The organism is Ramlibacter sp. AN1015 (assembly GCF_037726105.1).
Taxonomy (GTDB): Bacteria; Pseudomonadota; Gammaproteobacteria; order Burkholderiales; family Burkholderiaceae_C; genus Ramlibacter.
In genome coordinates this window covers 291566-316538 of record NZ_JBBJUM010000004.1, presented here as the reverse complement: position 1 = coordinate 316538, position 24973 = coordinate 291566, and the positions used below count along the sequence as shown (strand labels likewise).

The window sequence follows — 24973 nt, the reverse complement described above, 5'->3', positions numbered from 1 at the left end:
GGAGACCCACATGCAAGTCCTCGACATCGAAACCACCGCCACCACCGCACCCGCCGCCACCCTCGATGCCGCGCCCGCCGCGCGTTTCGACTGCTACGCCGGCATCCACAAGGCCCTGCGCCTGTGCCTGAGCCGCACGCTGGTGCGCGTGGGCAGCGCCGACCCCTCGGACGAGGCCGAAGTCGCTCAGGCCGTCCAGGCGGTGCACGCGCTGCTCGACCTGAGCGAGGACCACATGGCCAAGGAAGACGCCTTCATGCACCCCCTGCTCGAACAGGCACAGCCCGGCAGCACTGCCGCCGCGATGGACGACCACCTGGCGCACGAGGCGGCCATCGAGCAGCTGCGCGCCCTGGCCGATGCCGCGGCGGCCGCGGGGCCGCAGCAGCGCGCGCGTGCGCTGTCGATGCTCTACGCCGCGCTGGCGGGCTACGTGGCCAAGGACCTGCGCCACATGCAGCACGAGGAGACCGTGCACAACGCGCTGCTGTGGGCCCGCTACAGCGACGCCGAGCTGCAGGCCGTGGAAGGCCGCATCGTCGCCTCGATTCCGCCGCACAAGGCGATGGCGCTGCTGCCGTGGTTCATGCCCGCGCTCAATGCGCCCGAGCGGCTGAAAATGCTGGCCGGCATGCGGGCCATGGCGCCGGCACCGGCCTTCGAGGCTGCACTCGGCATCGCGCGCGACGTGCTCTCGCAGGTGGACTTCGGCAAGCTCGCAGCCCAGCTGGGCGTCGCGCCCATGCCCGGCCTGGTCACCGCGCCACGCAGCTGAGGTGCACGGGCTGCCGCACCACCAGGCGCAGGCGTCCACGCCCGGCCTTCTCGAGGCGCACTGCGTCGCTGCGCTCGGCCAGCCGCCGTCGCAGCAGCACCAGGCGGGCCTCGAGGTTGTCGTTGAAATCGGGCAGGCGCAGCCGGTCGGACAGGCGCAGCTCGCGGTTGCTGAACTCGACGCGGCCGCTGGCGGCCCATTCGCTCAGCAAGGTCCACAGCACCGCGCCGGCGACCCCCTTGATGAGGTAATCGTCGCCGAGGAACACGCTGCAATCGCCCTCGAAGTAGCGCACGCGCAGCGCATCGCCGGCTTTGCCGGTGAGCGGCGATGTAGACGGCGTCTTCTGCGAAGCCGCGCCAGAAGGTCCTGCCTCGCCGGAACACCCTGCTGCCCGCCCGCCGAGCGCATCGTCCCCCTGCGCCAGGCCCTCCTCCGCAGCGTCCGGCGTCGGCTGCAGCAGGCGCAGCTGTGCGCCGAGCTGCCCGCAGAACACGGCCAGCGCGTCTTCGAAGTCGCCGTCGAAGCGCATGGGCTCTTCGCTCTCGACGAACAGCAGCCCCAGCAGCTCGCCGGCGCCGATCACGGGAAGCGCCATCTGGCTGTGCGGCTGCGGCAGCCCGGGATAGGCGATCTCGCGATCCATGGGCGCGCCGCCCTCCCCCTCCAGGCCGTCGCGCACCGCGCGGCAGTAGGCCGTGTCCTGCGTCATGAAGTTGATGCGGATCGGGCTGCGCGCCTGCGCGGCCACCCCGATCACGCCATCTCCCACCGCCACCTCCGAGCCGACGCCCGAGTGGGCATACCCCGCGCTGGCCACCGTGTAGAGCCGTTGGCGCGGCGCATCCGGCAGCAGCAGCATGGCGTGGCGCACGCCGAAGTCCTGCACAACCGCCTGCATGCAGCGGTCGAACAGGTCTTCGAGATCGCCGCTGGTTCCGAGCCGCTCGACGGCGCGCCGCAGGGCCGGGAGGCGGTTGGGCGCGGGGACCGGCGGAGCGAGGGCTCCGGTGGGCACCCGCTCGACGTCCTGCACCTCGTACAGGTCGGCGCCGCGCAGCTTGAACACCGCGCCCATGCCCGTGTGCGAGGCGATGCCCGCGAGCTTGGCCTTCATGCGCTCGAACAGCGGGCCTTCGGACTGGGTGTGCAGGTAGCGCGCGGTGATGCGGAACTGCTCGGCGGTCTGCGGATGCACCACCATCAGCTGCACATGCGGGTTGGCCAGAATGTTGCGCCGGGTCTTGTTGAAGAACTGGAAGGACAGCGCCAGGTGGGTGGGATCGACGTATTCCACCTGGGAGACGATCACCACGTTCGGCAGACCATCAGCGTCGGCACTGGCCAGGGACGAAGGTGCCCCGCCTTCGAAGCACGCGCGGATGCTGGCGAGTTCGACCTGCATGGAGCTCAGGCCGCGCTTCGGGCCAGCGCCGCTCCGGCGGCGGGGCCGGGCGTCTGGTCGAAGATGGTGTCGGGCACGAATCGCACGGACACCAGGTCCCCGGGAACCCGGGTGAGGAAGGTGTCGGCCATCGCCTGGGGGGTCCAGTGTGCGGGTACGCCCCCCGCGAGGCGCCGCGCGAAGCTGCGGATCCACAGCTGGGCGAGTTCCGCGCCGCCTGCCCCGGCGGGCTCGATGTGCACTCCGCCGCCCTTGACCTGCAAGGAGCGGTGGTCGAACGGATCGCTGAACACCACCGCGATGCGCCCGTCCGTGCGCAGGTCGTCCAGCGTGCCTTCGGCCGTGGAGGCCTGCAGCAAGACCGCGAGGCTTGCGCCATCGCGCCCGACACAGCAGCCGACCGCCCGGGCGACATGGGGCCGCCGCATCGGTCCGCAGGTCCCCACCAGGATGGACAGCGGCCCCTGCATCCACTGCGCCTGTGCGGCGTCGAAGAGGGGCGGCGTGCTTGCGGACATGCCGGAAAGTCTAGGCCAGCCGGCACGGGTGCGGCAAGCGCGCCAGACGCAGCGGCGCAGTGCGCCGCGCCGTCATTCCCACTCGATGGTGGCCGGCGGCTTGCTGCTCACGTCGTAGGTGACCCGATTGATGCCGCGCACCTCGTTGATGATGCGGCCGGACACCTTCTTGAGCAGTGCGTAGGGCAGCTCGGCCCAGTCGGCGGTCATGAAGTCGCTGGTCTGCACCGCGCGCAGCGCGACGACATAGTCGTAGGTGCGGCCGTCGCCCATCACGCCGACGCTGCGCACCGGCAGGAACACCGTGAAGGCCTGGCTGGTCAATTCGTACCAGGTCTTGCCGGTCCCGGCATCGACGTGACTGCGCAGCTCGTCGATGAAGATGGCGTCCGCCGCGCGCAACAGGTCGGCATATTCCTTTTTCACCTCGCCGAGGATCCGCACGCCCAGGCCAGGGCCCGGGAAAGGGTGCCGGTACACCATCTCGGGCGGCAGGCCCAACGCCACGCCGAGTTCGCGCACCTCGTCCTTGAACAGGTCGCGCAGCGGCTCCAGCAGTTTCAGGCCCAGCTGCTCGGGCAGGCCACCGACGTTGTGGTGGCTCTTGATGGTGACGGCCTTCTTGCTCTTGGCGCCGCCCGACTCGATCACGTCGGGATAGATGGTGCCCTGCGCCAGCCAGGCGACATGGCGCGCGTGCGTCTGCTTGATCCCGGCCGCCTCGGCCTTGAACACCTCGACGAACTCGCGCCCGATGATCTTGCGCTTGGCCTCGGGATCGCTCACCCCCGCCAGCGCCCCCAGGAAGCGCTCGCTGGCATCGACCCGGACCACCTTGGCGTGCAGCTTGCCGGCGAACATGTCCATCACCATGTCGCCCTCGTGCAGGCGCAGCAGGCCATGGTCGACGAAAACGCAGGTGAGCTGGTCGCCGATGGCGCGGTGGATCAGGGCGGCGGCCACCGACGAATCGACCCCGCCGGACAGGCCGAGGATCACCTCCTCGTCGCCCACCTGCGCGCGGATCGCCTGGACGGCTTCCTCGATGTGGTCGCGCATGACCCAGTCGGGCTGCGCCTTGCAGATGCCCAGCACGAAGCGCTCGATGATCTCGCGGCCGCGCGCGGTGTGCGTCACCTCCGGGTGGAACTGCACGGCATAGAAGCGGCGCGCCTCGTCGGCCATGCCGGCGATGGGGCAGCTGTCGGTGGAGGCCATCAGCTTGAAGCCCGGCGGCATATCGACCACCTTGTCGCCATGGCTCATCCAGACGTCGAGCATGCCGTGCCCCTCGGGCGTGACGTAGTCGGCGATGTCGCGCAGCAGCTCGGTGTGGCCGCGCGCACGCACCGACGCGAAGCCGAACTCGCGCTTGTGGCCACCCTCTACGCGGCCGCCCAGCTGGTGCGCCATGGTCTGCATGCCGTAGCAGATGCCCAGCACCGGCACGCCCAGCTCGAACACCGCCTGCGGCGCCTTGTCGGTGGTGTCTTCGTAGACGCTGGCGTGGCTGCCCGACAGGATCACGCCCTTGAGGCGGTTCTCGGCGGCATAGGCGCGCACCCAGGCGTCATCGACATCGGCCGGATGCACCTCGGAGAACACGTGGGCTTCGCGCACGCGCCGCGCGATCAGCTGGGTGACCTGGCTGCCGAAGTCGAGGATGAGGATCTTGTCGTGTTGCATGTCAAAAGCTCGCGACCGGCGGGCTGCCGGCGGATGGCTGAGAGGCGGCCGGCACGGCCGGGCGGCGGGCCCCGGGCCTGTACCGCCCGGGTGGTCCCCGCCGGGGGTCACTCGCTGCGGTAGTTCGGTGCTTCCTTGGTGATCTGCACGTCGTGGACGTGGCTCTCGCGCATGCCGGCCGCCGTGATCTGGACGAACTCGGCCTGGCTGCGCATCTGTTCGATGCTGGCGCAGCCGCAGTAGCCCATGGCGGCGCGCACGCCTCCGGCGAGCTGGTAGACGATCGCCACCAGCGAGCCCTTGTACGGCACCCGGCCCTCGATGCCCTCGGGCACCAGCTTGTCGGCGTTGGGGTTGGTGCTGGTCGCTTCCTGGAAGTAGCGGTCGGCGCTGCCCTGCTGCATGGCACCGATCGAGCCCATGCCGCGGTAGCTCTTGTAGCTGCGGCCCTGGAACAGCACGATCTCGCCGGGCGCCTCTTCGGTGCCGGCGAACATGCCGCCCATCATCACGCTGTTCGCGCCGGCCGCGATGGCCTTGGCGATGTCGCCCGAATAGCGCACGCCGCCGTCCGCGATGAGCGGCACGCCGCTGCCCTGCAGCGCGGTGGCGACGTTGTCGATGGCGGTGATCTGCGGCACGCCCACGCCGGCCACGATGCGCGTGGTGCAGATCGAGCCGGGTCCGATGCCCACCTTCACCGCGTCTGCGCCCGCCTCGACCAGAGCACGGGCCGCTGCACCGGTGGCGATGTTGCCGCCGATCACATCGACCTGGGGATAGTGCTGCTTGACCCAGCGCACGCGCTCGATCACGCCCTTGCTGTGGCCGTGCGCCGTATCGACGACGATGGCATCGACTCCGGCGCGCACCAGCGCCTCGACCCGCTCCTCGGTGCCCTCGCCCACACCCACGGCAGCGCCGACGCGCAGGCGCCCGGAGGCGTCACGGGCCGCATTGGGAAAGCTGGTCTGCTTGGTGATGTCCTTGACGGTGATCAGTCCCTTGAGCTCGAAGGAATCGTTGACCACCAGCAACCGTTCGAGCTTGTGCTTGTTCAGCAGTTGCTTGGCCTCTTCGGGCGTGGTGCCGTCGCGCACCGTGACCAGCTTCTCGCGCGGGGTCATGATCTGGCTGACGGGCACGTCGTAGCGCGTCTCGAAGCGCAGGTCGCGGCCGGTGACGATACCGACCACCTTGCCACCGTCGATCACCGGAAAGCCGGAGATGTCGAGCTGCTCCTGCAGCGCCAGCACCTGCCGCACCGTATGGCCTGGCGTGATGACGACCGGATCGCGCAGCACGCCGGATTCATAGCGTTTCACGCGCGCGACCTGCGCCGCCTGCTCCTGCGCGGTGAGATTCTTGTGGACGATACCGATGCCGCCTTCCTGCGCGATCGCGATCGCCAGCCGCGCTTCGGTCACCGTGTCCATGGCGGCGGCCACCAGGGGCAGGTTCAGGGAAATGTTGCGGGAGAGGCGGGTGGCGAGGGAGGTGTCCTTGGGCAGGACCTGGGAGAACGCTGGCACCAACAACACGTCGTCGAAGGTGAGCGCTTTTCCGAGAAGGCGCATGGGTGAGCTCCAAAAGGCGAATTGTATCTTTGGGCCCTCAGCTTTCCCTGCGGCGCCCCGGCGCAGTGGCGCTGGCGCGGCAGGTGCCGCTAAACTGCCGCGCTATGACTCTCCTTCGCGCGCTCCTGCTCGGGCTGGCCTTGACCGCACCCACCCTGGCAACGGCTCAGTGGCAGTGGATCGATCCCTCCGGGCGGCGCGTCTTCAGCGACCAGGCGCCGCCACCGGACACGCCGGCGAAGAACATCCTCAAGCAGCCCGGAGTGCGGGCCCCATCGTCTCCGGCCGCCGACATCGGCACGCAAGCCGCTCCCCCTCCCGCTTCCGGCACTGCTTCCACCTCCCCCGCAGCCCCCGCGCAAGCCGCAGCGGGCAGCGCCGCCGCCGCTACCCGCCCCGGCGGCCGCGACGAGGCACTCGAGAAAAAGCGCAAGGAAGCCGAAGCAGCCGCAGCGGCCAAGCGCAAGGAAGACGAGGAGCGCCTGGCCAAGCAGAAGGCGGAGAGCTGCGACCGGGCCCGGCAGGGCAAGGCGACCCTCGCCTCCGGCATGCGCCTCGCACGTGTCAACGCCAAGGGTGAGCGCGAGTTCCTGGACGAGAAGGCCCGCGATGCCGAGATCAAGCGGATGGACGAGGTGATCGCAGCGGACTGCAAGGCGCCCTCCTGAAAGAAGCCCCGCCGGGGCCGATCAGCGATCGCCGCGGCCCTTCGTGCCCGCATCCTGAGGCGCTGGCGGCCGCTCGTGCACCTGCGATTGCTCCAGGGCATCGGAAGGGCCCAGCGCCGAGGGTGTTGAGTGCTGCGCCGACTGCTGCTCCGGCTCCGGCGAAGCCGATGGCGCCGCCTGCCTGCCGCGTGCGAACAGACCGGCCGCGCGGGCGCCCTGCCGCTGGAATCGCTCCCGGCGCGCCAGCTTGGGATCCACCCGCAATCCCCGCAGCACCTCGATGCGGTCGCCATCACGCAGCGGCTGGGCCGGCTGCGCGCAGCGGCCCCAGACGAACAGCCCCTTTCCGCTCGCCTGCGGCCAGGCTGCCTGCAACGCACTGCGGGCGAGCGCATCGGCGACGGTGCTGCCGGCGGGCAGATCGAGCTGCTCTTCGTGCACGGTGCGCGGCGCAGGGCTCCACGCCACCACGACCTGCAGGCGATCAGCCATACACCTGCTCGGCGCGCTTGACGAAGGCATCGACCAGGCTGCCGGCGATGCGATCGAACACGGGCCCCACCAGCGCGGCGAGCGCGGCACTGCGGAAGGCGTAGTCGAGCTTCAGCTCGACCTTGCAGGCGCGCTGGGCGTCGTCTCCCAGCGGGGTGAAGGTCCAGAGCCCCTCCAGCCGGGAGAACGGCCCATCGACCAGCGCCATGCGGATCTCGCGGCCGGGCACATGCTGGTTGTGGGTGGTGAAGGACTGGTGGATGCCGCCGAACGCGATGCCGACCTGGGCCTGCATGCCGTGCTTGTCGCGTGTGAGCACCTTGGACTGGTCGCACCAGGGGAGGAACTGCGGATACGACTCGACGTCGGTGACGAGGGCGAACATCTCCTCCGCGCTGTACCAGATGAGGACGGATTTGTGAACGGATTTCATGGAGAATTGCGGGCCCGCTGCGAGGATTGTAGAGAGGCAACCGCGGCCCCATCTGTCAGTCCATGGCCCACAAACCCGACCCCCAGGCGCGCATCGCCGACAACAAGAAAGCCGCCTACAACTACTTCTTCGAGGAGAAGTACGAGGCCGGCATGGTGCTGCAGGGCTGGGAAGTCAAGGCCCTGCGCGAAGGCAAGGTGCAGCTCACCGACGGCTACGTCGTCATCAAGGGCGGCGAGATGTTCATCATCGGCTGCCAGATCAATCCGCTGAAAACGGCGTCCACCCACGTCACGCCCGACTCCATCCGCACGCGCAAGCTGCTGCTGCACAAGGAGCAGATCCGCCGCTTGATCGGCAAGGTCGAGCAGAAGGGCTACACCCTGGTGCCGCTGAACCTGCACTGGAAGGCGGGCAAGGTCAAGTGCGAGATCGCCCTGGCCAAGGGCAAGGCCGAGCACGACAAGCGCGACACCATCCGTGACCGCGAGGGCAAGCGGGAAGTGGAGCGCGCGATGAAGCAGCGCAGCCGGTAAGCCGGTGAGCCGGTGAGCCAACGCCCTGGCGGGGCGCCTGCCACGGCAGCGCCTGCTGGCACTGGCGCAAGCCGTGCACGGAAAGCTCTGAGGTTCAGGCCCGGTTCTGCGGCCGTACAGGGTCTTCGCCATCCCGCTTCAAGGGATGGAAGCGGATCACGGAGGGTTCGTCGTCGTCTTCCGACTCGAGCTCCGGCATCGTCGCCGCGTCGTGACGGACCACGGACGCCTCTTCGTCTTCGTCCTCCTGCGGGTCTTCTGCCTGGCTGTCTTGGTTCGAGTACGTCTGCGCAAGCGCGTTCAGAGCGTGGTCTACGTGCATGTGAGGGCTATAGGTCTCCACGCCACGAAGTAGGCAGTTGATGTGCTCAATCTGGTCTTCACTGGGTCGCGGCACGGTATAGCGCGTGCCAATGGGCCCGCGCTGCAGGCTGATTGCGTTGACCGACGCTATCCAGTCGCCATCGACCATCAGTTCCTCCACCAGGTCGGGGGCCTGCTTCATGCGCTCGCGGCCGATCTCGCCCTGCGCTGCGAGGCTGAGCCGCAAAGGCTCGGTCACCACGGCAGGCACGCCGTTCTTCAAGGCGGCGAAGGTGGCGAGGCAGCCTCCCATGGAGTGGCCTGCCAGGGTGAGCGTGTACCGCTCGCCTGGTGGCAAGGACTTATTCAGGGTAGCCAGGTGTGCTTTCACCTGCGCTGTGAGCTCGGCTGCTTGCTGCATGTTCCGCGTGGACGAAAACCCGAGCCAGCCCAGGAAGCTGCGGCAGGCCTGGCTAAAGGCGCCAAGCACACCCGCCTGGCTGCCCAGCGGCCCGAAGCCGATCACCACTTCGCGCTGGGCCCGCACGCTGATCGCGGCGGCGAAGCCCGTCAACGGGTCATAGAGAGCGTTGGGGACAGGGCCCTCCTTCACCTTGCCCGGTGCCCGCACAGGCTCGCCCGGATGGTTACCCCACGCTCCCCGATTCAGGAGCGGTGACGTCAAGAGGGTCTGCGGCAGCAGACCCTGCTTCTGGAAGGCATCGGCCAGATTCGCGGTGCGGGCCTGGCGCACGCTGAGGGCGGGAGTATATGCCACCATGGCAGCGTCGAAGTAGCTCTTGAAGTCGGCGATGCGAGCGTGCGGCAACCGGGTGGCAGCGGGTTCGTCGGCGACGGGACGCAGCGTGCGGCGCGGTGGCGTCGCGCCCATCGGCGCGGCCGCCATGGGCCGCGCGTTCCCTGGCGGGCGCTGCATGGAGGGGCCGTCGGCCTGCCGGGGGTTCGCCCGCCACAGCGCGCCGAACTTCTCGCGCAGCACCTCGCCCGCATACCGCAGGAGGTAATAGGTGGCGCGGCCCGGCGTCGGCCTTATGGCGCCATAGAGGTTCGATTGCAGCCCACTCGGCAGAATTGGTGTCATGGGGACCCTCTTTCAGAGCAGATGGGAATGCCGGTCGAGTGAAGATGCCGCCCGCGAACGCTGCGCCAGGGCTACGGCCTCCTCGGGGCTGAGCGCGGCCTCGGCCTCATCCAGTCGGTTCGCAAGCGCCTCCACCGTAGCGCAGTAGCCGTCCAAACTCGTCATGAGCAGCGCCTCGCTGGCGTCGGCACCAGGGATGCGCCAGGAGAACACCAGGGCGCCGCTGGTCACGTCGAGCCCGATCGCGCCGCCACAGGTCTGCTCCTGGTGCAGGTTGCAGGCCAGCGCCGCCGTCATGCGCACCAGGTCGTGGGGACCATCGAGCACCGCCAGGACACTGTGAAAGACGATGTCTTGACCATCTGGAGAGCAGCCTGCGGAGATGGTCCGGCCGTCCTGCGTCGCCAAGTGCAGCGCGCCGTCATCGGCTATGCGGAATTCGGAGCCGAAAGTACTGGCAAGAGCGTCCGCCAGGGGCTGGAGCAAGGAAGGTCGGTTGGGCATGGCGCAACCCTACTCATCCGCAGTAAATACGTACCTTGGTAGAACTACCAGGATGCCGCCGCTTCGTAAGTAATATAAAAGATTTGATTGGACAGCAGATTCGACGCCGCTTCGGCAGTGCAGCTCAATGCAAGTCCCTCAAGGGGTGTGCATGCGGCGGCCAGGGGCTCTGAAAGAACGGCGCCCACATTGCCGGTGTGACGTCCTCGATGCGCGGCGGATTCCAGCGTGGCGCGTGGTCCTTGTCCACCGCGAGGGCGCGGATGCCTTCCACCGTTTCGCTGGCGGCTCCGGGCCGCAGGTGGAAGCAGCGGCGGACCATGTCGCGCTCCATGCGCAGCGCATCCGCCAGGCTCAGGCTGCGCGCGCGATGCAGCTGCTCGCGCACCACGTGCAGCATGAGCGGCGAGCGCTTGCGCAGCGCAGCGATGGTCTCGCGCGCCCAGTCACCCGGCTCGGCCTCCAGTGCCTGCACGATGGCGGGCACGCTCGGCGCGGCGAAACAACGGTCGATGACCTCGCGGCGGGCGGCCAGCCCGCCCGCCGTGTCGCCGCCCTGCCTCGCCTGTCCGGCCCCAGCGAGCGCACCACGCAATGCCTCCACCGCCGGCAGGCCGCCGGACGCGAGCGCCTCCCAGGTGGCCGCCAGCTCGCCCGCGGGCAGCACGCCGTCGGCCAGGGTGGCGGCCAGCGCGTCCTCACCGCCGATCACCTGGCCCGTGAGCGCAAGATAGTCGCCCAGGGCGCCTGGACACCGCCCGAGAAACCATCCGCCCCCGACGTCGGGGAACAGGCCGATGTTCGTCTCGGGCATGGCCATCTTCGTGCGCTCTGTCGCGATGCGCAGGCTGCGCACGCCGCCGTGTCCGGCGATGCCCATGCCGCCGCCCATGACGATGCCGTCCATGAAGACGACATACGGCTTGGCGTAGCGGTGCACCAGGTGGTTGAGCGCGTATTCCTCGGTGAAGAAATCTTCGAGCTCCGGGTTGCCGGCGAGCGCCGCCTGATGGAAAAAGCGGATGTCCCCGCCCGCACAGAAGGCGCCGAAGGGCCCTTCCTTGCCCATGCCGCGCAGCGCGACGGCGTCCACCAGCGGATCACGCTCCCAGGCCAGCAGCGTGGCGGTAAGGGTGCGCACCATCGCCAGCGACAGCGCGTTCAGCGCCCGCGGCCGATTGAGCGTGATGAGGCCCATGCGGCCCCGCCGCTCGCAGATCACGTCCATGCCGTCCGCCTGTTGCACGTTCTCGCTCATGCGCGTTGTCTCCATCCGATCAGTTCATTCACCACCAGTGCGCCGATCACCAACGCACCGCCCGTCAGCACCTCAGGCACCGGCCGCTCGCCCGCGCCGAGCCAGGCCAGCAGGATGCCGAAGATCACCTCCAGCAGGGCCAGAAGGGAAATCTCGGGCGCGGCCAGCACACGCGCGCAGATCACGGCAAGCGTGCAGGGGATCGCCAGCTGCACCAGGCCCAGCAGGGCGAGCAGGCCCACGTCATGCAGCGTGGCCTGCAGCGGCAGCGCCAGCGGCAGCGTCGCAAGCGAGGACAGCACGGCGCCGATCAGCACCGACGGCACGAGATCGACCTGCTCGCCGCGGCCGTGGGCGCGCTGGGTGACGGTCCAGTTGATGCCGCCGGCGATCGGCACGGCCAGGGCGACCAGCGTGCCGGCCATCTCGCCCGCCGAGAACTTGGCGCCGTACATCCAGACGATGCCGGCGCCCGCCACGACGATGGCGGCCCAGGTGCGCGGCGCGATGCGGTGGCCGATGGCGACGCGCGCGATGAGCGCGGTCATCAGGGGCCCGAGCGCCATGGTCACCAGCACGTTGGCCACGGAGGTCAGCGTCAGCGCCACCATGAAGGCCGTGAACATCACGCTCCAGCAGGCGCCGGACAGCCACATGGCCCGCCCGCCCCTGCGCAGCTTGTCGATGACCGCCGCGCGCCCCTGGAACATCGGCAGGATCAGCAGCAGCGACAGCACCGTGAAGAAGCTGCGCCAGAACGTCACCTCGAAACTGCGCGCCGCTTCGAGATGGCGCGTGACGACGCCGGCGATCGACCACATCAGGGTCACGAGCACCATCAGCAGCACGGCCTGGCCGTGCGTGAGCGCGGGCCCGCGCGGTGCGCGCCCCAGGGAGGCCGGAGCGGACGAAGCCGGGCCGGCCACGACTCAGGCTGCCTCGCGCAGCGCGCGCTTGCGCTCGTGCTCCTTCAGGAAGCGCTTGCGCAGCCGCACACTTTTGGGGGTGATCTCCACCAGTTCGTCGTCTTCGATGAATTCGACCCCGTACTCCAGGGTGAGCTGGATCGGCGGCGTGACCTTGATGGCGTCTTCCTTGCCGCTCACGCGGAAGTTCGTCAGCTGCTTGGTGCGCGTGGCGTTCACCACCAGGTCGTTGTCGCGGTTGTGCACGCCGACGATCATGCCTTCGTACACCGGATCGTTCGCCTTCACGAACATGCGGCCGCGGTCGTCGAGCTTGCCCAGCGCATAGGTGAAGATTTCGCCGTCGTCCATCGAGATCAGCACGCCGTTCTTGCGCCCGCCGATCTCGCCCTTGTGGCCCTCGTACTTGTCGAAGATGTTCGCGATGAGGCCCGAGCCGCGGGTGAGGTTGAGGAACTCGTTCGAGAAACCGATCAGCCCGCGCGCGGGGATGCGGTATTCCAGGCGTACGCGGCCCCGGCCGTCCGGCTCCATGTTGATCAACTCGCCCTTGCGCTCGCCCAGTGCCTGCATCACGCCGCCCTGGTGCTGCTCCTCGATGTCGCAGGTGACCAGCTCGATGGGCTCGCACTTCTCGCCGTCGATGTCCTTGAACACCACGCGCGGCTTGGACACGGCCAGCTCGTAGCCCTCGCGGCGCATGTTCTCCAGCAGGATCGTGAGGTGCAGTTCGCCGCGTCCGGCGACTTCGAACACGCCCTCCTCGTCCGTTTCCTTGACGCGCAGCGCGACGTTGCTTTGCAGCTCCTTCTGGAGGCGGTCCCAGAGCTGGCGGCTGGTGACGAACTTGCCTTCGCGCCCGGCGAGCGGGCTGGTGTTCACGCAGAAGTTCATGATCAGCGTCGGCTCATCGACCTTCAGCATGGGCAGCGGCTGGGGCGTGGTGGGATCGGTGATGGTGACGCCGATGCCGATGTCCTCGATGCCGTTGATCAGAACGATGTCGCCCGGGCCTGCTTCGGTGACCTGCACGCGGTCCAGTCCCTGGAACGTCAGCACCTGGTTGATGCGGCCCTTGGTGCTCCTGCCGTCCGGGCCCTCCATCACCAGCACGTCCATGGCCGGGCGGATGGTGCCGGCGCTCACACGGCCCACGCCGATGCGGCCCACGAAGCTGGAGTAGTCGAGGGCGGACACCTGCAACTGCAGCGGAGCCGCCGCGTCGCCCTCGTGCGCCGGAACATGCTTGAGGACGGTGTCGAACAGCGCCGACATGTCCGGCCCCCACTGCTCGCCCGGCGCGCCCTCTTCCAGCGAAGACCAGCCGTTGATGCCAGAGGCATACACCACCGGAAAATCGAGTTGGTCGTCGGTGGCGCCGAGCTTGTCGAACAGGTCGAACGCCGCGTTGATCACCTTGTCGGGCGCAGCGCCCGGCTTATCGACCTTGTTGACCACCACGATCGGGCGCAGGCCCAAAGCCAGTGCCTTCTTGGTGACGAAGCGCGTCTGGGGCATGGGGCCTTCCTGCGCGTCGATCAGCAGCACCACGCCATCGACCATCGACAGCGCGCGCTCGACCTCGCCACCGAAGTCCGCGTGGCCGGGGGTATCGACGATGTTGATGTGCGTGCCCTGCCAGCTCACGGCACAGTTCTTGGCCAGGATGGTGATGCCACGCTCGCGCTCGATGGCGTTGTTGTCCATCACCGTATCGACGACTTTCTCGTGTTCGGCGAAGGTGCCCGACTGGCGCAGCAGCTGATCGACCATGGTGGTCTTGCCGTGATCGACGTGCGCGATGATCGCGATGTTGCGGATTTGCTTGTTGCTCATGGGTAGTTGTCGGTTCTCACGAACTCAGGATCTGCTGGATTTCGATGGGGCTCAGCAAACGCCCCGGTATCAGTTCCCCGGCGCGCACGTGGGCCGTGCCCAGCAGCGCGCGCGGGTGGTCGGCGAACACGGCCGCTGCGTCCTGGTCGGGCCAGTCGCCGCGTCGGCGCACGCCCGAGAGGAAGCGGCCCGCATTCTCCGCATCGAGAGTGACCGGCACGTGACCGGTCAGCAGGCATTCGGGCGGCTGCAGCAGCGCGCTGCGCTCGCCCTCGGCGAGCGCCTCGAGCGCCTGCAGGGTGGTGCACTGCGAAAGCTCGAAGTTCCCCGTCGCCACGCGACGCAGCGACGCCAGGTGCGCGCCGCACCCGAGCGCAGTGCCGATGTCCTCGCCCAGCGTGCGGATGTAGGTGCCCTTGCTCACGCGCGCGAAGATCCGCAGCGTGGGGCGGCCCTCAGGCGTGGGGTCGCCGGGCGCAAGCCGCAACTCGCGCACCACCACGTCGCGCGCTTCGCGCTCGACCTCCTCGCCGGCACGCGCGTACTCATAGAGCGCGCGGCCGTCCTTCTTGAGTGCGCTGTGCATGGGCGGCACCTGGCGGATCGGGCCGGTGAACCGGCGCGTGACCGCTTCCAGCGCCTGGCCGTCCGGCAGCTCGGCCGGCCGCGCATCGACCACCTCGCCTTCGGCGTCGCCGGTGCTCGTGCGCACGCCCAGCACCGCCACCGCCTCGTAGGCCTTGTCGGCTTCGAGCTGCAGCTGGCTGAACTTGGTCGCCGCGCCGAAGCACAGGGGCAGCACGCCGGTAGCGAGCGGATCGAGCGTGCCGGTGTGGCCCGCCTTCTCGGCGCGCAGCAGCCACTTGGCCTTCTGCAATGCGTTGTTACTCGACAGGCCGCGCGGCTTGTCCAGCAGAAGCACCCCATGCACGGGGCGCCTCACGACCCGTGCTCGTGGTGCGCTCATGCTTATGACCCGACGTCGTCGTCCTTGGAACGCGAGGCCACGGCACGAGCGATCAGCGCGTTCATGTCGGCCGCGCGTTCGGTGGTGCGATCGAACTGGAAGTGCAGCGTCGGAACCGTATGGATATGCAGGCGCTTGAACAGGCCGTTGCGCAGGAAGCCCGCGGCCTGGTTCAACGCGTCCTGCGTCTCCTGGGGTTCGCCCACCAGGACGCTGAAGAACACCTTGGCGTGCGCATAGTCGGGCGTGACCTCCACCGCCTGGATGGTGACCATGCCCACGCGCGGGTCCTTCAACTCGCGCGCGATCAGGTCCGACAAGTCGCGCTGGATCTGGTCCGCGATCTTGTACGTGCGGTTCGGGGTGGAAGATTTCCTGGCCGGCATGTCGTGCCCTGCTCGCTACGCCTTACAGCGTGCGGGCAATCTCCTTGACCTCGAAGAACTCCAGCTGGTCGCCTTCCTTGATGTCGTTGTAGTTGCGCAGCTTGATACCGCACTCGAAGCCTTCCTTGACCTCGCGCACGTCGTCCTTCAGGCGGCGCACCGACTCGACGTCTCCGGTGTAGATGACCACGTTGTCGCGCAGCAGGCGGAACTTCGCGTTGCGCACGACCATGCCCGAGGTGACGTAAGAACCCGCCACCGTGCCGATCTTGGAAGCCACGAACACGGTTCGGATCTCCGCCGTGCCGATGACTTCCTCGCGCTGCTCGGGAGCCAGCATGCCGGACATCGCGACCTTCAGCTCGTCCACAGCGTCGTAGATGATGCTGTAGTAGCGCAGGTCCACGCCGTTGTTCTCGGCCAGCTTGCGTGCGCCCGAATCGGCACGCACGTTGAAGCCGATCACCACGGCCTTCGAAGCGATGGCCAGGTTGATGTCCGACTCGCTGATGCCGCCGACGCCGGCGTACACCATCTGCACCTTCACTTCGTCGGTCGACAGCTTGAGCAGCGATGCGGACAGCGCCTCCTGCGAACCCTGCACGTCGGCCTTGATGATGATGGGCAGCGTCTTGATCTCGCCCGCCGTCATGTCGGCAAACATGTTCTCCAGCTTGGCGGCCTGCTGGCGCGCCAGCTTGGTGTTGCGGAACTTGCCGGCGCGGTAGGTCGCGATCTCGCGCGCCCGGCGTTCGTCGGCCAGCACCATGAACTCGTCGCCGGCCTGCGGCACGTCCGACAGGCCCTGGATCTCCACGGGAATGGACGGGCCGGCCGACTTGATGGTCTTGCCGTTCTCGTCGAGCATGGCGCGCACGCGGCCATAGGTCTGGCCTGCCAGCACCACGTCGCCGGTCTTGAGCGTGCCCGACTGCACCAGCACGGTGGCCACCGGGCCGCGGCCCTTGTCCAGCTGCGCTTCGATCACCAGGCCCTTTGCGGCGGCCTCGACGGGCGCCTTGAGCTCCAGCACCTCGGCCTGCAGCAGCACCTGTTCGAGCAACTCGTCGATGCCCTGCCCGGTACGGGCGGAGACATTCACGAACGGCGATTCGCCGCCGTACTCCTCGGGAACCACCTGCTCGGTCACCAGCTCCTGCTTCACGCGATCGGGGTTGGCTTCGGGCTTGTCCATCTTGTTGACCGCGACCACGATCGGAACGCCCGCCGCCTTGGCGTGCTTGACCGCCTCGCGCGTCTGCGGCATCACGCCGTCGTCGGCCGCGACCACCAGGATCACGATGTCGGTCGCCTGGGCGCCGCGGGCACGCATGGCCGTGAAGGCTTCGTGGCCGGGGGTGTCCAGGAAGGAGATCACGCCCCGCTCGGTCTCGACGTGGTAGGCGCCGATGTGCTGCGTGATGCCGCCGGCTTCGCCCGCCGCCACCTTGGCGCGGCGGATGTAGTCCAGCAGCGAGGTCTTGCCGTGGTCCACGTGGCCCATGACGGTGACCACCGGAGCACGCGGCAGCGCCGGACCCTCGGCTGCGCCGACGTCCTGCTCGGTGAACGCCTCCGGATCGTCCAGGGCGGCGACGACTGCCTTGTGGCCCATTTCCTCGACCACGATCATGGCCGTGTCCTGGTCCAGCGGCTGGTTGATGGTGACCATCTGGCCCATCTTCATCAGCGCCTTGATCACCTCGGACGCCTTCACCGCCATCTTGTGGGCGAGTTCGGCCACCGTGATGGTCTCGGGCACGTGCACCTCGACCACGCGCTGCTCGGCGGCTTGCGCCGGCTGGTGCTCGCGATGGTCACGGTCGTTGCCGCGGCGACCGCGCGGGCCGGAGCGCCAGGTGTTGCGGCCCACGCCACCCGAAGCGTCGCCGCGGGTGGGAATGGCCTTCTTCTTGGCGGTGTCGCCAGCCCAGCTGGACGACAGCTTGGCCGACTTGACTTCCTTGCCGGCACCGGGCGCACCCGCGCCGGGTGCCGTCGCGGGCCGGCCCGTCACGGCCGGCTTGTGCAGGGTGCCCTTGGCCGCGGGTTTGGCCGCATCGGCCGTCTTGGCCGCGGGTTTGGCTTCTTCGGGCTTCTTGGCCAGCAGCACCTTCTTGGGTGCGGCCATCATGGCGCGGATGGCTTCGGCCTCGGCCAGTGCCTTGCGGCGGCGCTCCTCGAGGTCGCGGGCACGCGCCGACTCTTCGTCCGAGCGGGCCTTGGATTCGGCCTCTGCCTTGGCGCGGGCCTCGGCCTGCGCTGCGGCACGCTCGGCAGCAGCCGTGGCGGCCTCTTGCGTGGCTTCCTTGCGCTCGGCCAGGGCCTGCGCCTTCTTGGCTTCCTCGGCGGCGAGGTAGGCAGCGGCGCGCGCTTCGGCTTCGCGCTCGCGGCGTTCCATCTCTTCTCGCTGCGAGCGCTTCTCGGCCAGATCGACCTCCTGGCGCTGGATCAGCTCGGCCTGGCGGCGCGCCTCTTCCTCGCGCCGTGCGAGCTCGGCGTCCTCGGGACTCGGCGCCGCGGCAGCTTCGGGGGCCTCGGCGCTGCCCTCGTTGTCGTCGCGCTTGATGAAGGTGCGCTTCTTGCGCACTTCCACCTGGATCGTGCGGGCCTTGCCGTAGGCATCGGCCTGCTTGATCTCGCTGGTCGACTTCTTGGTCAGCGTGATCTTCTTGCGCTCGGGCGACGAGGTGCCGTGGCTTGCCTGGAGGTAGCCGAGCAGCTTCTGCTTGTCCGACTCGGACAGTGCATCGCTGGGCGTGGACTTGGCCACGCCGGCGCTACGCAACTGCTCGAGCAGGGTATCGGGAGATTTCTTGAGTTCGCTGGCGAACTCGGCGACGGTCGTACTGGACATATGTTCTGGTGCCTCCCATCACATCACTCTTGGGCCGCTGCTGCCGCACTGGTGGTGAACCAGTGCTCGCGCGCCTTCATGATCAGGGCCTTGGCCTCGTCCGGGGTCTGCCCGGTCATTTCGGTGAGTTCGTCGACGGCCAGGTCGGCCAGGTCGTCGCGGGTGTGGACGCCGGCCTCGGCCAGCGTGCCAATCAATTGGGGCGTCAAGCCGTCGAGGCTGCGCAGGTCCTGCGAGACCTCCTCGACGCTCTCTTCGCGGGCGATCTCCATCGTCAGGAGCGCGTCCTTGGCGCGGGACCGCAGTTCGTTGACGGTGTCTTCGTCGAACGACTCGATGTCCAGCATCTCCTGGATGGGGACGTAGGCGACTTCTTCAAGGCTGGTGAATCCCTCGGAGATCAGGATGTCGGCGATTTCCTCATCGACGTCGAGCTTCTCCATGAACAGGGAGCGCAGCGTGGTGGTCTCCTCGGCCTGCTTCTGGGCGGACTCGTTGGCGTCCATGATGTTGATCTTCCAACCGGTGAGGTCGGAGGCAAGGCGCACGTTCTGGCCGCCCCGGCCGATCGCGATGGCCAGGTTTTCCTCGTCCACCACCACGTCCATCGCGTGCTTTTCCTCATCGACGACGATGGAGCTCACGTTGGCGGGCGCCAGCGCGCCGATCACGAACTGCGCGGGGTCTTCGGACCACAGCACGATATCGACACGCTCGCCGGCCAGCTCATTGGTGACCGCATTGACGCGGGTGCCGCGCACGCCGACGCAGGTGCCGATCGGATCGACCCGCTTGTCGTGCGACAGGACGGCGATCTTGGCGCGGCTGCCGGGGTCGCGCGCGCAGCTCTTGATCTCCAGCAGGCCCTGCTCGATCTCCGGCACTTCCTGGCGGAACAGCTCGATCATGAACTCGGGCGCCGAACGCGAGAGGATGATCGGAGCGCCGCGCAGGGTGAGATCGACCTCCATGATCATGGCGCGCACGCGGTCGCCATTGCGCAGGTTTTCCTTGGGGATCATCTCGCCGCGGCGCAGGCGGCCTTCGACGCGGCCGCTCTCGACGATGATGTCGCCCTTGTCCATGCGCTTGACGGTGCCCACGAAGATCTTGTCGCCGCGCGACATGAAGTCGTTGAGCAGCATTTCGCGCTCGGCATCGCGGATCTTCTGCAGGATGACCTGCTTGGCGGCCATGGCGCCGATGCGCCCGATGGGCAGCGACTCGATCGGCTCCTCGATGTAGTCGCCCTCTTCCACGTCGGACACGCGCTCACGGGCGTCCATCAGGAGTTCCTCGGCGTCGGGATTCTGCAGGCCCGCCGAATCGGGCACCACCAGCCAGCGGCGGAAGGTCTCGTACTGGCCGGTGTCGCGGTCGATCGCCACGCGGATGTCCACGTCGCCCTCGTACAGCTTCTTGGTGGCCTGCGCCAGGGCGGACTCCACCGCGCCGAAAACCACGTCACGCTCGACGTTCTTCTCGCGCGAGATCGCTTCCACCAGCATCAACATTTCGCGATTCATCTCACGACTCTCCTGAAACCGATTTGGGGCGGCGCCCCTTGAAATTCACGATGGGCGCCAGGCGGGCGTCCTTCAGCTCGTCGAGCCTGAAGCCCAGCACCTGGAGCGGCACCTCTTTTTTCTTGCTGACCTTCTGGCCTGGCTTGGCCGGCGGCTCGTCGCTCCAGGTGATCTGCCAGTCGCCCGCCTCGGCCCGCGCGAGCTGGCCCCGGAACTTCTTGCGATTGGCAGCGACCTGCCCCCCTGCCGCCGCGCCCATCGGCGACTTGAGGGTGACATCGATCACCTCGCCCTCGAAACGCTCGAAATCGCGCTCGTTGCGCAGCGGCCGGTCGATTCCCGGGGACGACACCTCCAGGCGCGAGTAGTCGACCTCTTCGACCTCCAGCGTGAACTGGAGTTGCCGGGTGACCTTCTCGCAGTCCTCGACGGTGACAAGTTGCTCGGAGCCGGGCTCCCAGGGCAGATCGATCGTGATGCGAAGCAGTCCGCCGGCGGAGCGCTCGATCTCCACGAGCTCGTAGCCGAGCCCGCTCACGACTTGTTCGACGATGTCCTGTAGTGCCACTTGTGTTGAGGATGCCTGCGCGTTGCCTGGGTGCCGAAAGCGTTCGACCAAAAAAAACGGGCGGTTGGTACCCGCCCGATGTGGTCGATGACCGCGCATTGTACTGCGGCGCCGATGGCACTAGCAAGCCTCCGGCAGAGGACGCGCGCAACGCGCGTGGCGCAGAACGCACTCATCGGGACGGCACGGCGTTTCACCGCCGACGGCAGCGCAGCGACAAGCCAGCCCAGCCCAGGCAAGCCTCCAGCCCAGCCGGGCCGCCCCTGCCGAGACCTACTGCGCCGGGTCCTCGCGCCGGCGCAGCAGCTTCGCCTCGCTGCGCATCTTCTTGGACTGCAGGCGCCGCACCCGCGAGGCCAGGGTCGGGCGGGTCGGCCGACGCACTTTCGGCGGCCGCGCCACGCTCTCGACCAGTTCCTGCAGCCGGCCCCAGGCTTCGGCCCGGTTCAGCTCCTGGCTGCGATGTGTCTGGGCCTTGATCACCAGGACGCCGTCGCGCGAGATGCGCTGGTCGCGCAGCGCCAGCAGGCGCTCCTTGTGCTCCTGCGGCAGGGACGATCGCTGGATGTCGAAGCGCAAATGGATCGCGCTCGCGACCTTGTTCACGTTCTGGCCGCCCGCCCCCTGGGAGCGCACGGCCGTGATCTCGACCTCGGATTCGGGAATGGTGGTGGCCATGGGCTTCGATGATGCCCGCACGGGCCGTCAGGCAAATACGGGGGAACCGGCAGGATCCGGCGGACCTCATCCGTACGCCCCTGCCAACGATGGGGGGCCGCCTCACCCCGCCGCTGCGACCAGCTCCTGCGTATACGCCTCGCGCGGGGCGTCGAGCACCTCGGCCACCGTGCCGGCCTCGACGATGTGACCGTCCTTCATCACCAGCACGTCGTGGGCCATGGCACGGATCACCTGCACGTCGTGGGTGATCAGCAGGTAGCTGAGCCCGCGCTCGCGCTGCAGCTTCTGCAGCAGCCGCAGCACCTGCTGCTGGATGGTCACGTCCAGCGCGCTGGTGGGCTCGTCGAGCACCAGCACTTCGGGCCGCACGATCAGCGCGCGCGCCACCGCCAGGCGCTGGCGCTGGCCGCCGGAGAACTCGTGCGGATAGCGCTGCAGCAGCCCGGGGAACTGTGCGTCGGTCAGGCCCACCTCGGACAGCACCTCCAGCACGCGGGTGCGGCGCTCGGCTTCGCCGAGCGCGGGCTCGTGCACCAGCAGACCTTCGCCCACGATCTCCTCTACCGTCATGCGCGGCGACAAGGACGAAAAAGGATCCTGGAAGACCACCTGCACGGCCCGGCGCAGCGGCCGGTTGGCGGTGGCACCGGCTGCCCACTGGCGCCCCACTACCTGCAGCTCGCCGCGGTGGCGAATCAATCCAAGGGCAGCCAGCGCGAGCGTCGATTTGCCCGACCCCGATTCGCCGACCACGCCCAGCGTGCGTCCGGGCGGCAGCGTGAAATCGGCGCCGTGGACTGCCACGAACTCGGCCTTGCGGAACCAGCCGCGCACCCCGGGCACCGGCACCGGGTAGGCCACCTGCATGCCGCTCGCGCGCAGCACCGGCGGGGCGCCGGGCGCCGCGGGCTCCTCGACCACCTCGCGCCGCGGCACGCTGTCGATCAGCTTGCGCGTGTAGGGGTGGCGCGGCGCCGCGAATACGTCTGGCACGTCGCCCTGCTCCACCAGGTGGCCCTGCTCCATCACGGCCACGCGGTCGGCGAACTTGCGCACCAGGTTGAGGTCGTGCGTGATGATCAACACGGCCATTCCGGTCTGCCGCTGCAGCTCGGCGAGCAGCTCCAGGATCTGCCCGCGCAGGGTGACATCGAGCGCGGTGGTCGGCTCGTCGGCCAGCAGCAGGCGCGGCCGGCAGGCCAGCGCCATCGCGATCATGGCGCGCTGGCGCTGGCCGCCCGAAAGCTGGTGCGGAAAGGCCTGCGCGCGGCGCTGCGGCTCCGGGATGCCGGTGGCGGCGAGCGCCTCGACGGCCGCGTCCCAGGCGGCCTTGCGGCCCAGGGCCTGCTTGAGCTCGATCACCTCGGCAACCTGGTCGCCCACGGTGTAGAGCGGGTTCAGCGCCGTCATGGGCTCCTGGAAGATCATCGCGATCTCGCTGCCGCGAATACCCAGCATCTCGCGCTCGGACAGCTGCAGCAGCTCGCGCGTGCCCTCGGGTCCGTGCAGCCGGGCCGAGCCGCCGAAGCTGGCGTTCTGCACCAGCCGCAGCAGGGACAGCGCGGTCACCGTCTTGCCCGAGCCCGATTCGCCGACGAGGGCGAGCTTCTCGCCCGGCGCGATCGAGAAATCGACACCGTGCACCACCTTCTTGCCGCCGAAGGCCACGGTGAGCCCACGCACGTCGAGCAAGGCGCCCTGCGGATCGCGTGCGCCGCTCATACCGGGTTTTTCCGCGGATCGAGCGCATCGCGCAGCGCGTCGCCCATGAAGGTGAGCAGCAGCAGCGTGAGCGCGAGCACGCCGAAGGTCGACAGCGAAATCCACCATGCGTCGATGTTGGCCTTGCCCTGGCTCAGCAGCTCGCCCAGCGACGGGGTGCCCGGCGGCACGCCCAGGCCCAGGAAGTCGAGCGACGTGAGGGCAAGAATGGCTGCGCTCATGCGGAACGGCAGGAAGGTGACGACCGGGGTCATGCTGTTGGGAAGGATGTGGCGCCACATGATGCGCATGTTGCCCACGCCCAGCGCCCGCGCCGCGCGCACGTAGTCCATCTGCCGGTTGCGCAGGAACTCGGCGCGCACGTAGTCCGACAGGCCCATCCAGCCGAACAGCGACAGCAGCACCAGCAGCAGCGAGATGCTGGGGGCGAACACGGCGCTGAAGATGATCAGCAGGTACAGCTCGGGCATCGACCCCCAGATCTCGATGAAGCGCTGGAAGGCCAGGTCGGTCTTGCCGCCGAAGAAGCCCTGCACCGCGCCGGTGATGACGCCCAGCACCACGCCGATGGCCGTGAGCGCGAGGCCGAACAGCACGCTGACGCGAAAGCCGTAGATCAGCTGGGCGAGCAGGTCGCGGCCGCGGTCGTCGCTGCCGACGAAGTTCTCGCTGGACGGTGCGGCGGGATTGGGCTGGCTCGCGAAGTAGTTCAGCGTGCGCGGACCGTAGGGATTGGGCGGGTAGATCGCCCAGTTGTCGCCTTCCGTGATGCGCTGGCGAATGAACGGGTCGAGGTAGTCCGCAGGGGTGGGGAAGTCGCCGCCGAACGTCTTCTCGGGGTAGGTCTGCACCAGCGGGAAGTACCACTGCCCCTCGAAGCGCACCACCAGCGGCTTGTCGTTGGACAGCACCTCGGCGAACAGGCTCAGAACCACCATCGTGGTGAAGATCACCAGGCTCACGAAACCCAGGCGGTTGCGCCGGAAGCGCTGCCAGGCCCTGCGGGCTGGCGAGATGGGCGGCGGCAGCGCGTCGGCTGCGCCCGGCTCGGGTCGCAGCGGCGCGGCCTGACCATAGGCTCCGACGCGCGCGACCACCGGCGATCCGTCCACATCGGCGCCCGAGTGCATGCGGGCGGGCCCGGCCGCTGCCAACGCGGAGCCGTCCGCAGCAGAAGGACGGCGATCGAAGGCCGCGCCGGGGGGGTTAGTCGAACTTGACACGCGGATCCACCAGCACGTAAGAAAGATCGCTGATCAGCTTGGTGAACAAGCCGATCAGGGTGAAGAGGTACAGCGTTCCCAGCACCACGGGGTAGTCGCGCCGGATGATGCTCTCGTAACTGAGCAATCCAAGGCCGTCCAGCGAGAACAGCGTCTCGATCAGCAGCGAACCGGTGAAGAAGGCACCGATGAAAGCAGCCGGAAAGCCTGTGATGATGGGAATCAGCGCGTTGCGGAACACGTGCTTCCAGAGCACCCGGTTTTCGTTCAGGCCCTTGGCCCGCGCCGTGAGCACGTATTGCTTGCGGATCTCTTCGAGGAAGGCGTTCTTGGTCAGCATGGAGGTGACGGCGAAGCTGCCGAAGACCATGGCCGTGACCGGCAGCGTGATGTGCCAGAGGTAATCGACGATCTTGCCGCCCAGGCTCAGCTGGTCCCAGTTGGCCGAGGTGAGCCCGCGCAGCGGAAACCACTGCAGCTGCCCGCCGAAGATCACCAGCAGCGCGACACCCAGCACGAAGCCGGGAATGGCGTAGCCGACCAGCACGAACAGCGTGGTGATGAAGTCGAAGCGCGTGCCCGCACGTACCGCCTTGGCGACCCCGAGCGGCACCGCTATCAGATAGCTGAGAAAGAAGGTCCACAGGCCCAGGCTGATGGACACGGGGAGCTTCTCCACCACCAGTTGCCAGACGTCCTTGTGCTGGTAGAAGCTGGTGCCGAGGTCGAAGCGCAGGAACTGCCCCACCATCTGCACGAAGCGTTCGTGGGCAGGCTTGTCGAACCCGTACAGCGCCCGTATTTCGGCGATGCGCTGCTCGTCCACGCCCTGGCGCCCACGGTAGCCCGCACCCGCCGTCGCGGCGGTTTCGCCGCCGGCGTCGCGCCCCTGCAGCTGCGCGACCATCTGTTCCACCGGACCGCCGGGGACGAACTGCGTGACGACGAAGGTCACCAGCAGCACTCCCATCAGCGTGGGGATCATGAGCAGCAGGCGCTTGAGGATGTAGCTGGCCATCGGGCT

At 68.4% G+C, this 24973-nt stretch carries 23 protein-coding genes; 3 read left to right on the top strand and 20 right to left on the bottom strand.

Features of this window, described 5'->3' with window-relative positions:
• The first annotated feature begins 10 nt into the window (after positions 1 to 10).
• On the top strand, positions 11 to 775 hold the full coding sequence (locus WG922_RS09030; protein ID WP_340282188.1) for a hemerythrin domain-containing protein: 765 nt from the start codon (positions 11 to 13) through the stop codon (positions 773 to 775).
• Here the strand turns inward: WG922_RS09030 and WG922_RS09025 are convergent.
• The 4 genes from WG922_RS09025 to guaB form a co-directional block, all read right to left on the bottom strand.
• Positions 756 to 2180 carry a GAF domain-containing protein gene (locus WG922_RS09025; RefSeq protein WP_340282187.1) on the bottom strand — a complete coding sequence of 475 codons (1425 nt, stop codon included), beginning with the start codon at positions 2178 to 2180 and terminating at the stop codon, positions 756 to 758. The genes WG922_RS09030 and WG922_RS09025 overlap by 20 nt on opposite strands.
• A 5-nt stretch (positions 2181 to 2185) precedes the next feature.
• Positions 2186 to 2698 carry a pyridoxamine 5'-phosphate oxidase family protein gene (locus tag WG922_RS09020; protein ID WP_340282186.1) on the bottom strand — a complete coding sequence of 171 codons (513 nt, stop codon included), beginning with the start codon at positions 2696 to 2698 and terminating at the stop codon, positions 2186 to 2188.
• Between the two features lie 72 nt (positions 2699 to 2770).
• A complete protein-coding gene (guaA, locus tag WG922_RS09015) occupies positions 2771 to 4384 on the bottom strand; it encodes a glutamine-hydrolyzing GMP synthase (protein ID WP_340282185.1) in 1614 nt (537 codons plus the stop codon).
• Between the two features lie 107 nt (positions 4385 to 4491).
• Positions 4492 to 5961: an IMP dehydrogenase gene (gene guaB / locus WG922_RS09010; protein ID WP_340282183.1), complete on the bottom strand. Its 1470-nt coding sequence runs from the start codon at positions 5959 to 5961 to the stop codon at positions 4492 to 4494.
• Positions 5962 to 6065: 104 nt separating this feature from the next.
• On the opposite strand from guaB, the gene WG922_RS09005 reads away from it, so the two are divergent.
• Entirely contained in the window at positions 6066 to 6629 is a 564-nt protein-coding gene (locus WG922_RS09005; protein ID WP_340282182.1) for a DUF4124 domain-containing protein, read from the top strand.
• Between the two features lie 21 nt (positions 6630 to 6650).
• Here the strand turns inward: WG922_RS09005 and WG922_RS09000 are convergent, their stop codons facing one another.
• Both WG922_RS09000 and WG922_RS08995 read right to left on the bottom strand, forming a co-directional pair.
• Positions 6651 to 7121 (bottom strand): RnfH family protein, encoded by a 471-nt coding sequence (locus WG922_RS09000; protein ID WP_340282181.1) that lies wholly within the window; start codon positions 7119 to 7121, stop codon positions 6651 to 6653.
• Positions 7114 to 7554 (bottom strand): type II toxin-antitoxin system RatA family toxin, encoded by a 441-nt coding sequence (locus WG922_RS08995; protein ID WP_340282180.1) that lies wholly within the window; start codon positions 7552 to 7554, stop codon positions 7114 to 7116. The genes WG922_RS09000 and WG922_RS08995 overlap by 8 nt, the downstream gene beginning before the upstream one ends.
• Positions 7555 to 7616: 62 nt before the next feature.
• Here WG922_RS08995 and smpB point away from each other — a divergent pair, with 62 nt between their 5' ends.
• Positions 7617 to 8090 (top strand): SsrA-binding protein SmpB, encoded by a 474-nt coding sequence (gene smpB, locus WG922_RS08990; protein WP_340282179.1) that lies wholly within the window; start codon positions 7617 to 7619, stop codon positions 8088 to 8090.
• Positions 8091 to 8184: 94 nt separating this feature from the next.
• On the opposite strand, the gene WG922_RS08985 is transcribed toward smpB, so the two are convergent.
• The 14 genes from WG922_RS08985 to WG922_RS08920 all read right to left on the bottom strand — a co-directional run bounded on the left by WG922_RS08985 (position 8185) and on the right by WG922_RS08920 (position 24967).
• Positions 8185 to 9495, bottom strand: coding sequence for a lipase family protein (locus tag WG922_RS08985; RefSeq protein WP_340282178.1), 1311 nt, complete (start codon positions 9493 to 9495; stop codon positions 8185 to 8187).
• Between the two features lie 12 nt (positions 9496 to 9507).
• Positions 9508 to 9999 (bottom strand): CesT family type III secretion system chaperone, encoded by a 492-nt coding sequence (locus WG922_RS08980; protein ID WP_340282176.1) that lies wholly within the window; start codon positions 9997 to 9999, stop codon positions 9508 to 9510.
• Positions 10000 to 10123: 124 nt separating this feature from the next.
• The gene (locus WG922_RS08975; RefSeq protein ID WP_340282174.1) at positions 10124 to 11257 is read right to left on the bottom strand and encodes an enoyl-CoA hydratase/isomerase family protein; all 1134 of its coding nucleotides are present in this window, start codon (positions 11255 to 11257) and stop codon (positions 10124 to 10126) included.
• Positions 11254 to 12096: a DMT family transporter gene (locus WG922_RS08970; RefSeq protein ID WP_340282263.1), complete on the bottom strand. Its 843-nt coding sequence runs from the start codon at positions 12094 to 12096 to the stop codon at positions 11254 to 11256. The genes WG922_RS08975 and WG922_RS08970 overlap by 4 nt, the downstream gene beginning before the upstream one ends.
• Before the next feature lie 90 nt (positions 12097 to 12186).
• Positions 12187 to 14019: a translational GTPase TypA gene (gene typA, locus WG922_RS08965; RefSeq protein ID WP_340282172.1), complete on the bottom strand. Its 1833-nt coding sequence runs from the start codon at positions 14017 to 14019 to the stop codon at positions 12187 to 12189.
• A gap of 16 nt (positions 14020 to 14035) precedes the next feature.
• Positions 14036 to 14986, bottom strand: a complete 951-nt coding sequence (truB, locus tag WG922_RS08960) for a tRNA pseudouridine(55) synthase TruB (protein WP_340282170.1) — start codon at positions 14984 to 14986, stop codon at positions 14036 to 14038.
• Between the two features lie 2 nt (positions 14987 to 14988).
• Positions 14989 to 15372: a 30S ribosome-binding factor RbfA gene (rbfA, locus tag WG922_RS08955; RefSeq protein WP_340282169.1), complete on the bottom strand. Its 384-nt coding sequence runs from the start codon at positions 15370 to 15372 to the stop codon at positions 14989 to 14991.
• 22 nt (positions 15373 to 15394) lie between these two features.
• Positions 15395 to 18229 (bottom strand): translation initiation factor IF-2, encoded by a 2835-nt coding sequence (gene infB, locus WG922_RS08950; protein WP_340282168.1) that lies wholly within the window; start codon positions 18227 to 18229, stop codon positions 15395 to 15397.
• Between the two features lie 23 nt (positions 18230 to 18252).
• Positions 18253 to 19755 carry a transcription termination factor NusA gene (nusA, locus tag WG922_RS08945; RefSeq protein WP_340282167.1) on the bottom strand — a complete coding sequence of 501 codons (1503 nt, stop codon included), beginning with the start codon at positions 19753 to 19755 and terminating at the stop codon, positions 18253 to 18255.
• A gap of 1 nt (position 19756) precedes the next feature.
• Positions 19757 to 20323, bottom strand: coding sequence for a ribosome maturation factor RimP (gene rimP / locus WG922_RS08940; protein ID WP_340282166.1), 567 nt, complete (start codon positions 20321 to 20323; stop codon positions 19757 to 19759).
• A gap of 273 nt (positions 20324 to 20596) precedes the next feature.
• Positions 20597 to 21001: an alternative ribosome rescue aminoacyl-tRNA hydrolase ArfB gene (arfB, locus tag WG922_RS08935; RefSeq protein ID WP_340282165.1), complete on the bottom strand. Its 405-nt coding sequence runs from the start codon at positions 20999 to 21001 to the stop codon at positions 20597 to 20599.
• Between the two features lie 102 nt (positions 21002 to 21103).
• On the bottom strand, positions 21104 to 22726 hold the full coding sequence (locus tag WG922_RS08930) for an ABC transporter ATP-binding protein (protein WP_340282163.1): 1623 nt from the start codon (positions 22724 to 22726) through the stop codon (positions 21104 to 21106).
• Positions 22723 to 23949, bottom strand: a complete 1227-nt coding sequence (locus tag WG922_RS08925; RefSeq protein ID WP_340282161.1) for an ABC transporter permease — start codon at positions 23947 to 23949, stop codon at positions 22723 to 22725. The genes WG922_RS08930 and WG922_RS08925 overlap by 4 nt, the downstream gene beginning before the upstream one ends.
• The gene (locus tag WG922_RS08920) at positions 23933 to 24967 is read right to left on the bottom strand and encodes a microcin C ABC transporter permease YejB (protein WP_340282159.1); all 1035 of its coding nucleotides are present in this window, start codon (positions 24965 to 24967) and stop codon (positions 23933 to 23935) included. The genes WG922_RS08925 and WG922_RS08920 overlap by 17 nt, the downstream gene beginning before the upstream one ends.
• Between the last annotated feature and the right edge of the window lie 6 nt (positions 24968 to 24973).

Coding starts and splice junctions, on each gene's coding strand:
- WG922_RS09030 (WP_340282188.1), top strand. CDS start 11: ATGCAAGTCCTCGACATCGAAACCACCGCCACCACCGCACCCGCCGCC.
- WG922_RS09025 (WP_340282187.1), bottom strand. CDS start 2,180: ATGCAGGTCGAACTCGCCAGCATCCGCGCGTGCTTCGAAGGCGGGGCA.
- WG922_RS09020 (WP_340282186.1), bottom strand. CDS start 2,698: ATGTCCGCAAGCACGCCGCCCCTCTTCGACGCCGCACAGGCGCAGTGG.
- guaA (WP_340282185.1), bottom strand. CDS start 4,384: ATGCAACACGACAAGATCCTCATCCTCGACTTCGGCAGCCAGGTCACC.
- guaB (WP_340282183.1), bottom strand. CDS start 5,961: ATGCGCCTTCTCGGAAAAGCGCTCACCTTCGACGACGTGTTGTTGGTG.
- WG922_RS09005 (WP_340282182.1), top strand. CDS start 6,066: ATGACTCTCCTTCGCGCGCTCCTGCTCGGGCTGGCCTTGACCGCACCC.
- WG922_RS09000 (WP_340282181.1), bottom strand. CDS start 7,121: ATGGCTGATCGCCTGCAGGTCGTGGTGGCGTGGAGCCCTGCGCCGCGC.
- WG922_RS08995 (WP_340282180.1), bottom strand. CDS start 7,554: ATGAAATCCGTTCACAAATCCGTCCTCATCTGGTACAGCGCGGAGGAG.
- smpB (WP_340282179.1), top strand. CDS start 7,617: ATGGCCCACAAACCCGACCCCCAGGCGCGCATCGCCGACAACAAGAAA.
- WG922_RS08985 (WP_340282178.1), bottom strand. CDS start 9,495: ATGACACCAATTCTGCCGAGTGGGCTGCAATCGAACCTCTATGGCGCC.
- WG922_RS08980 (WP_340282176.1), bottom strand. CDS start 9,999: ATGCCCAACCGACCTTCCTTGCTCCAGCCCCTGGCGGACGCTCTTGCC.
- WG922_RS08975 (WP_340282174.1), bottom strand. CDS start 11,257: ATGAGCGAGAACGTGCAACAGGCGGACGGCATGGACGTGATCTGCGAG.
- WG922_RS08970 (WP_340282263.1), bottom strand. CDS start 12,096: ATGGTGCTCGTGACCCTGATGTGGTCGATCGCCGGCGTCGTCACGCGC.
- typA (WP_340282172.1), bottom strand. CDS start 14,019: ATGAGCAACAAGCAAATCCGCAACATCGCGATCATCGCGCACGTCGAT.
- truB (WP_340282170.1), bottom strand. CDS start 14,986: ATGAGCGCACCACGAGCACGGGTCGTGAGGCGCCCCGTGCATGGGGTG.
- rbfA (WP_340282169.1), bottom strand. CDS start 15,372: ATGCCGGCCAGGAAATCTTCCACCCCGAACCGCACGTACAAGATCGCG.
- infB (WP_340282168.1), bottom strand. CDS start 18,229: ATGTCCAGTACGACCGTCGCCGAGTTCGCCAGCGAACTCAAGAAATCT.
- nusA (WP_340282167.1), bottom strand. CDS start 19,755: ATGAATCGCGAAATGTTGATGCTGGTGGAAGCGATCTCGCGCGAGAAG.
- arfB (WP_340282165.1), bottom strand. CDS start 21,001: ATGGCCACCACCATTCCCGAATCCGAGGTCGAGATCACGGCCGTGCGC.
- WG922_RS08930 (WP_340282163.1), bottom strand. CDS start 22,726: ATGAGCGGCGCACGCGATCCGCAGGGCGCCTTGCTCGACGTGCGTGGG.
- WG922_RS08920 (WP_340282159.1), bottom strand. CDS start 24,967: ATGGCCAGCTACATCCTCAAGCGCCTGCTGCTCATGATCCCCACGCTG.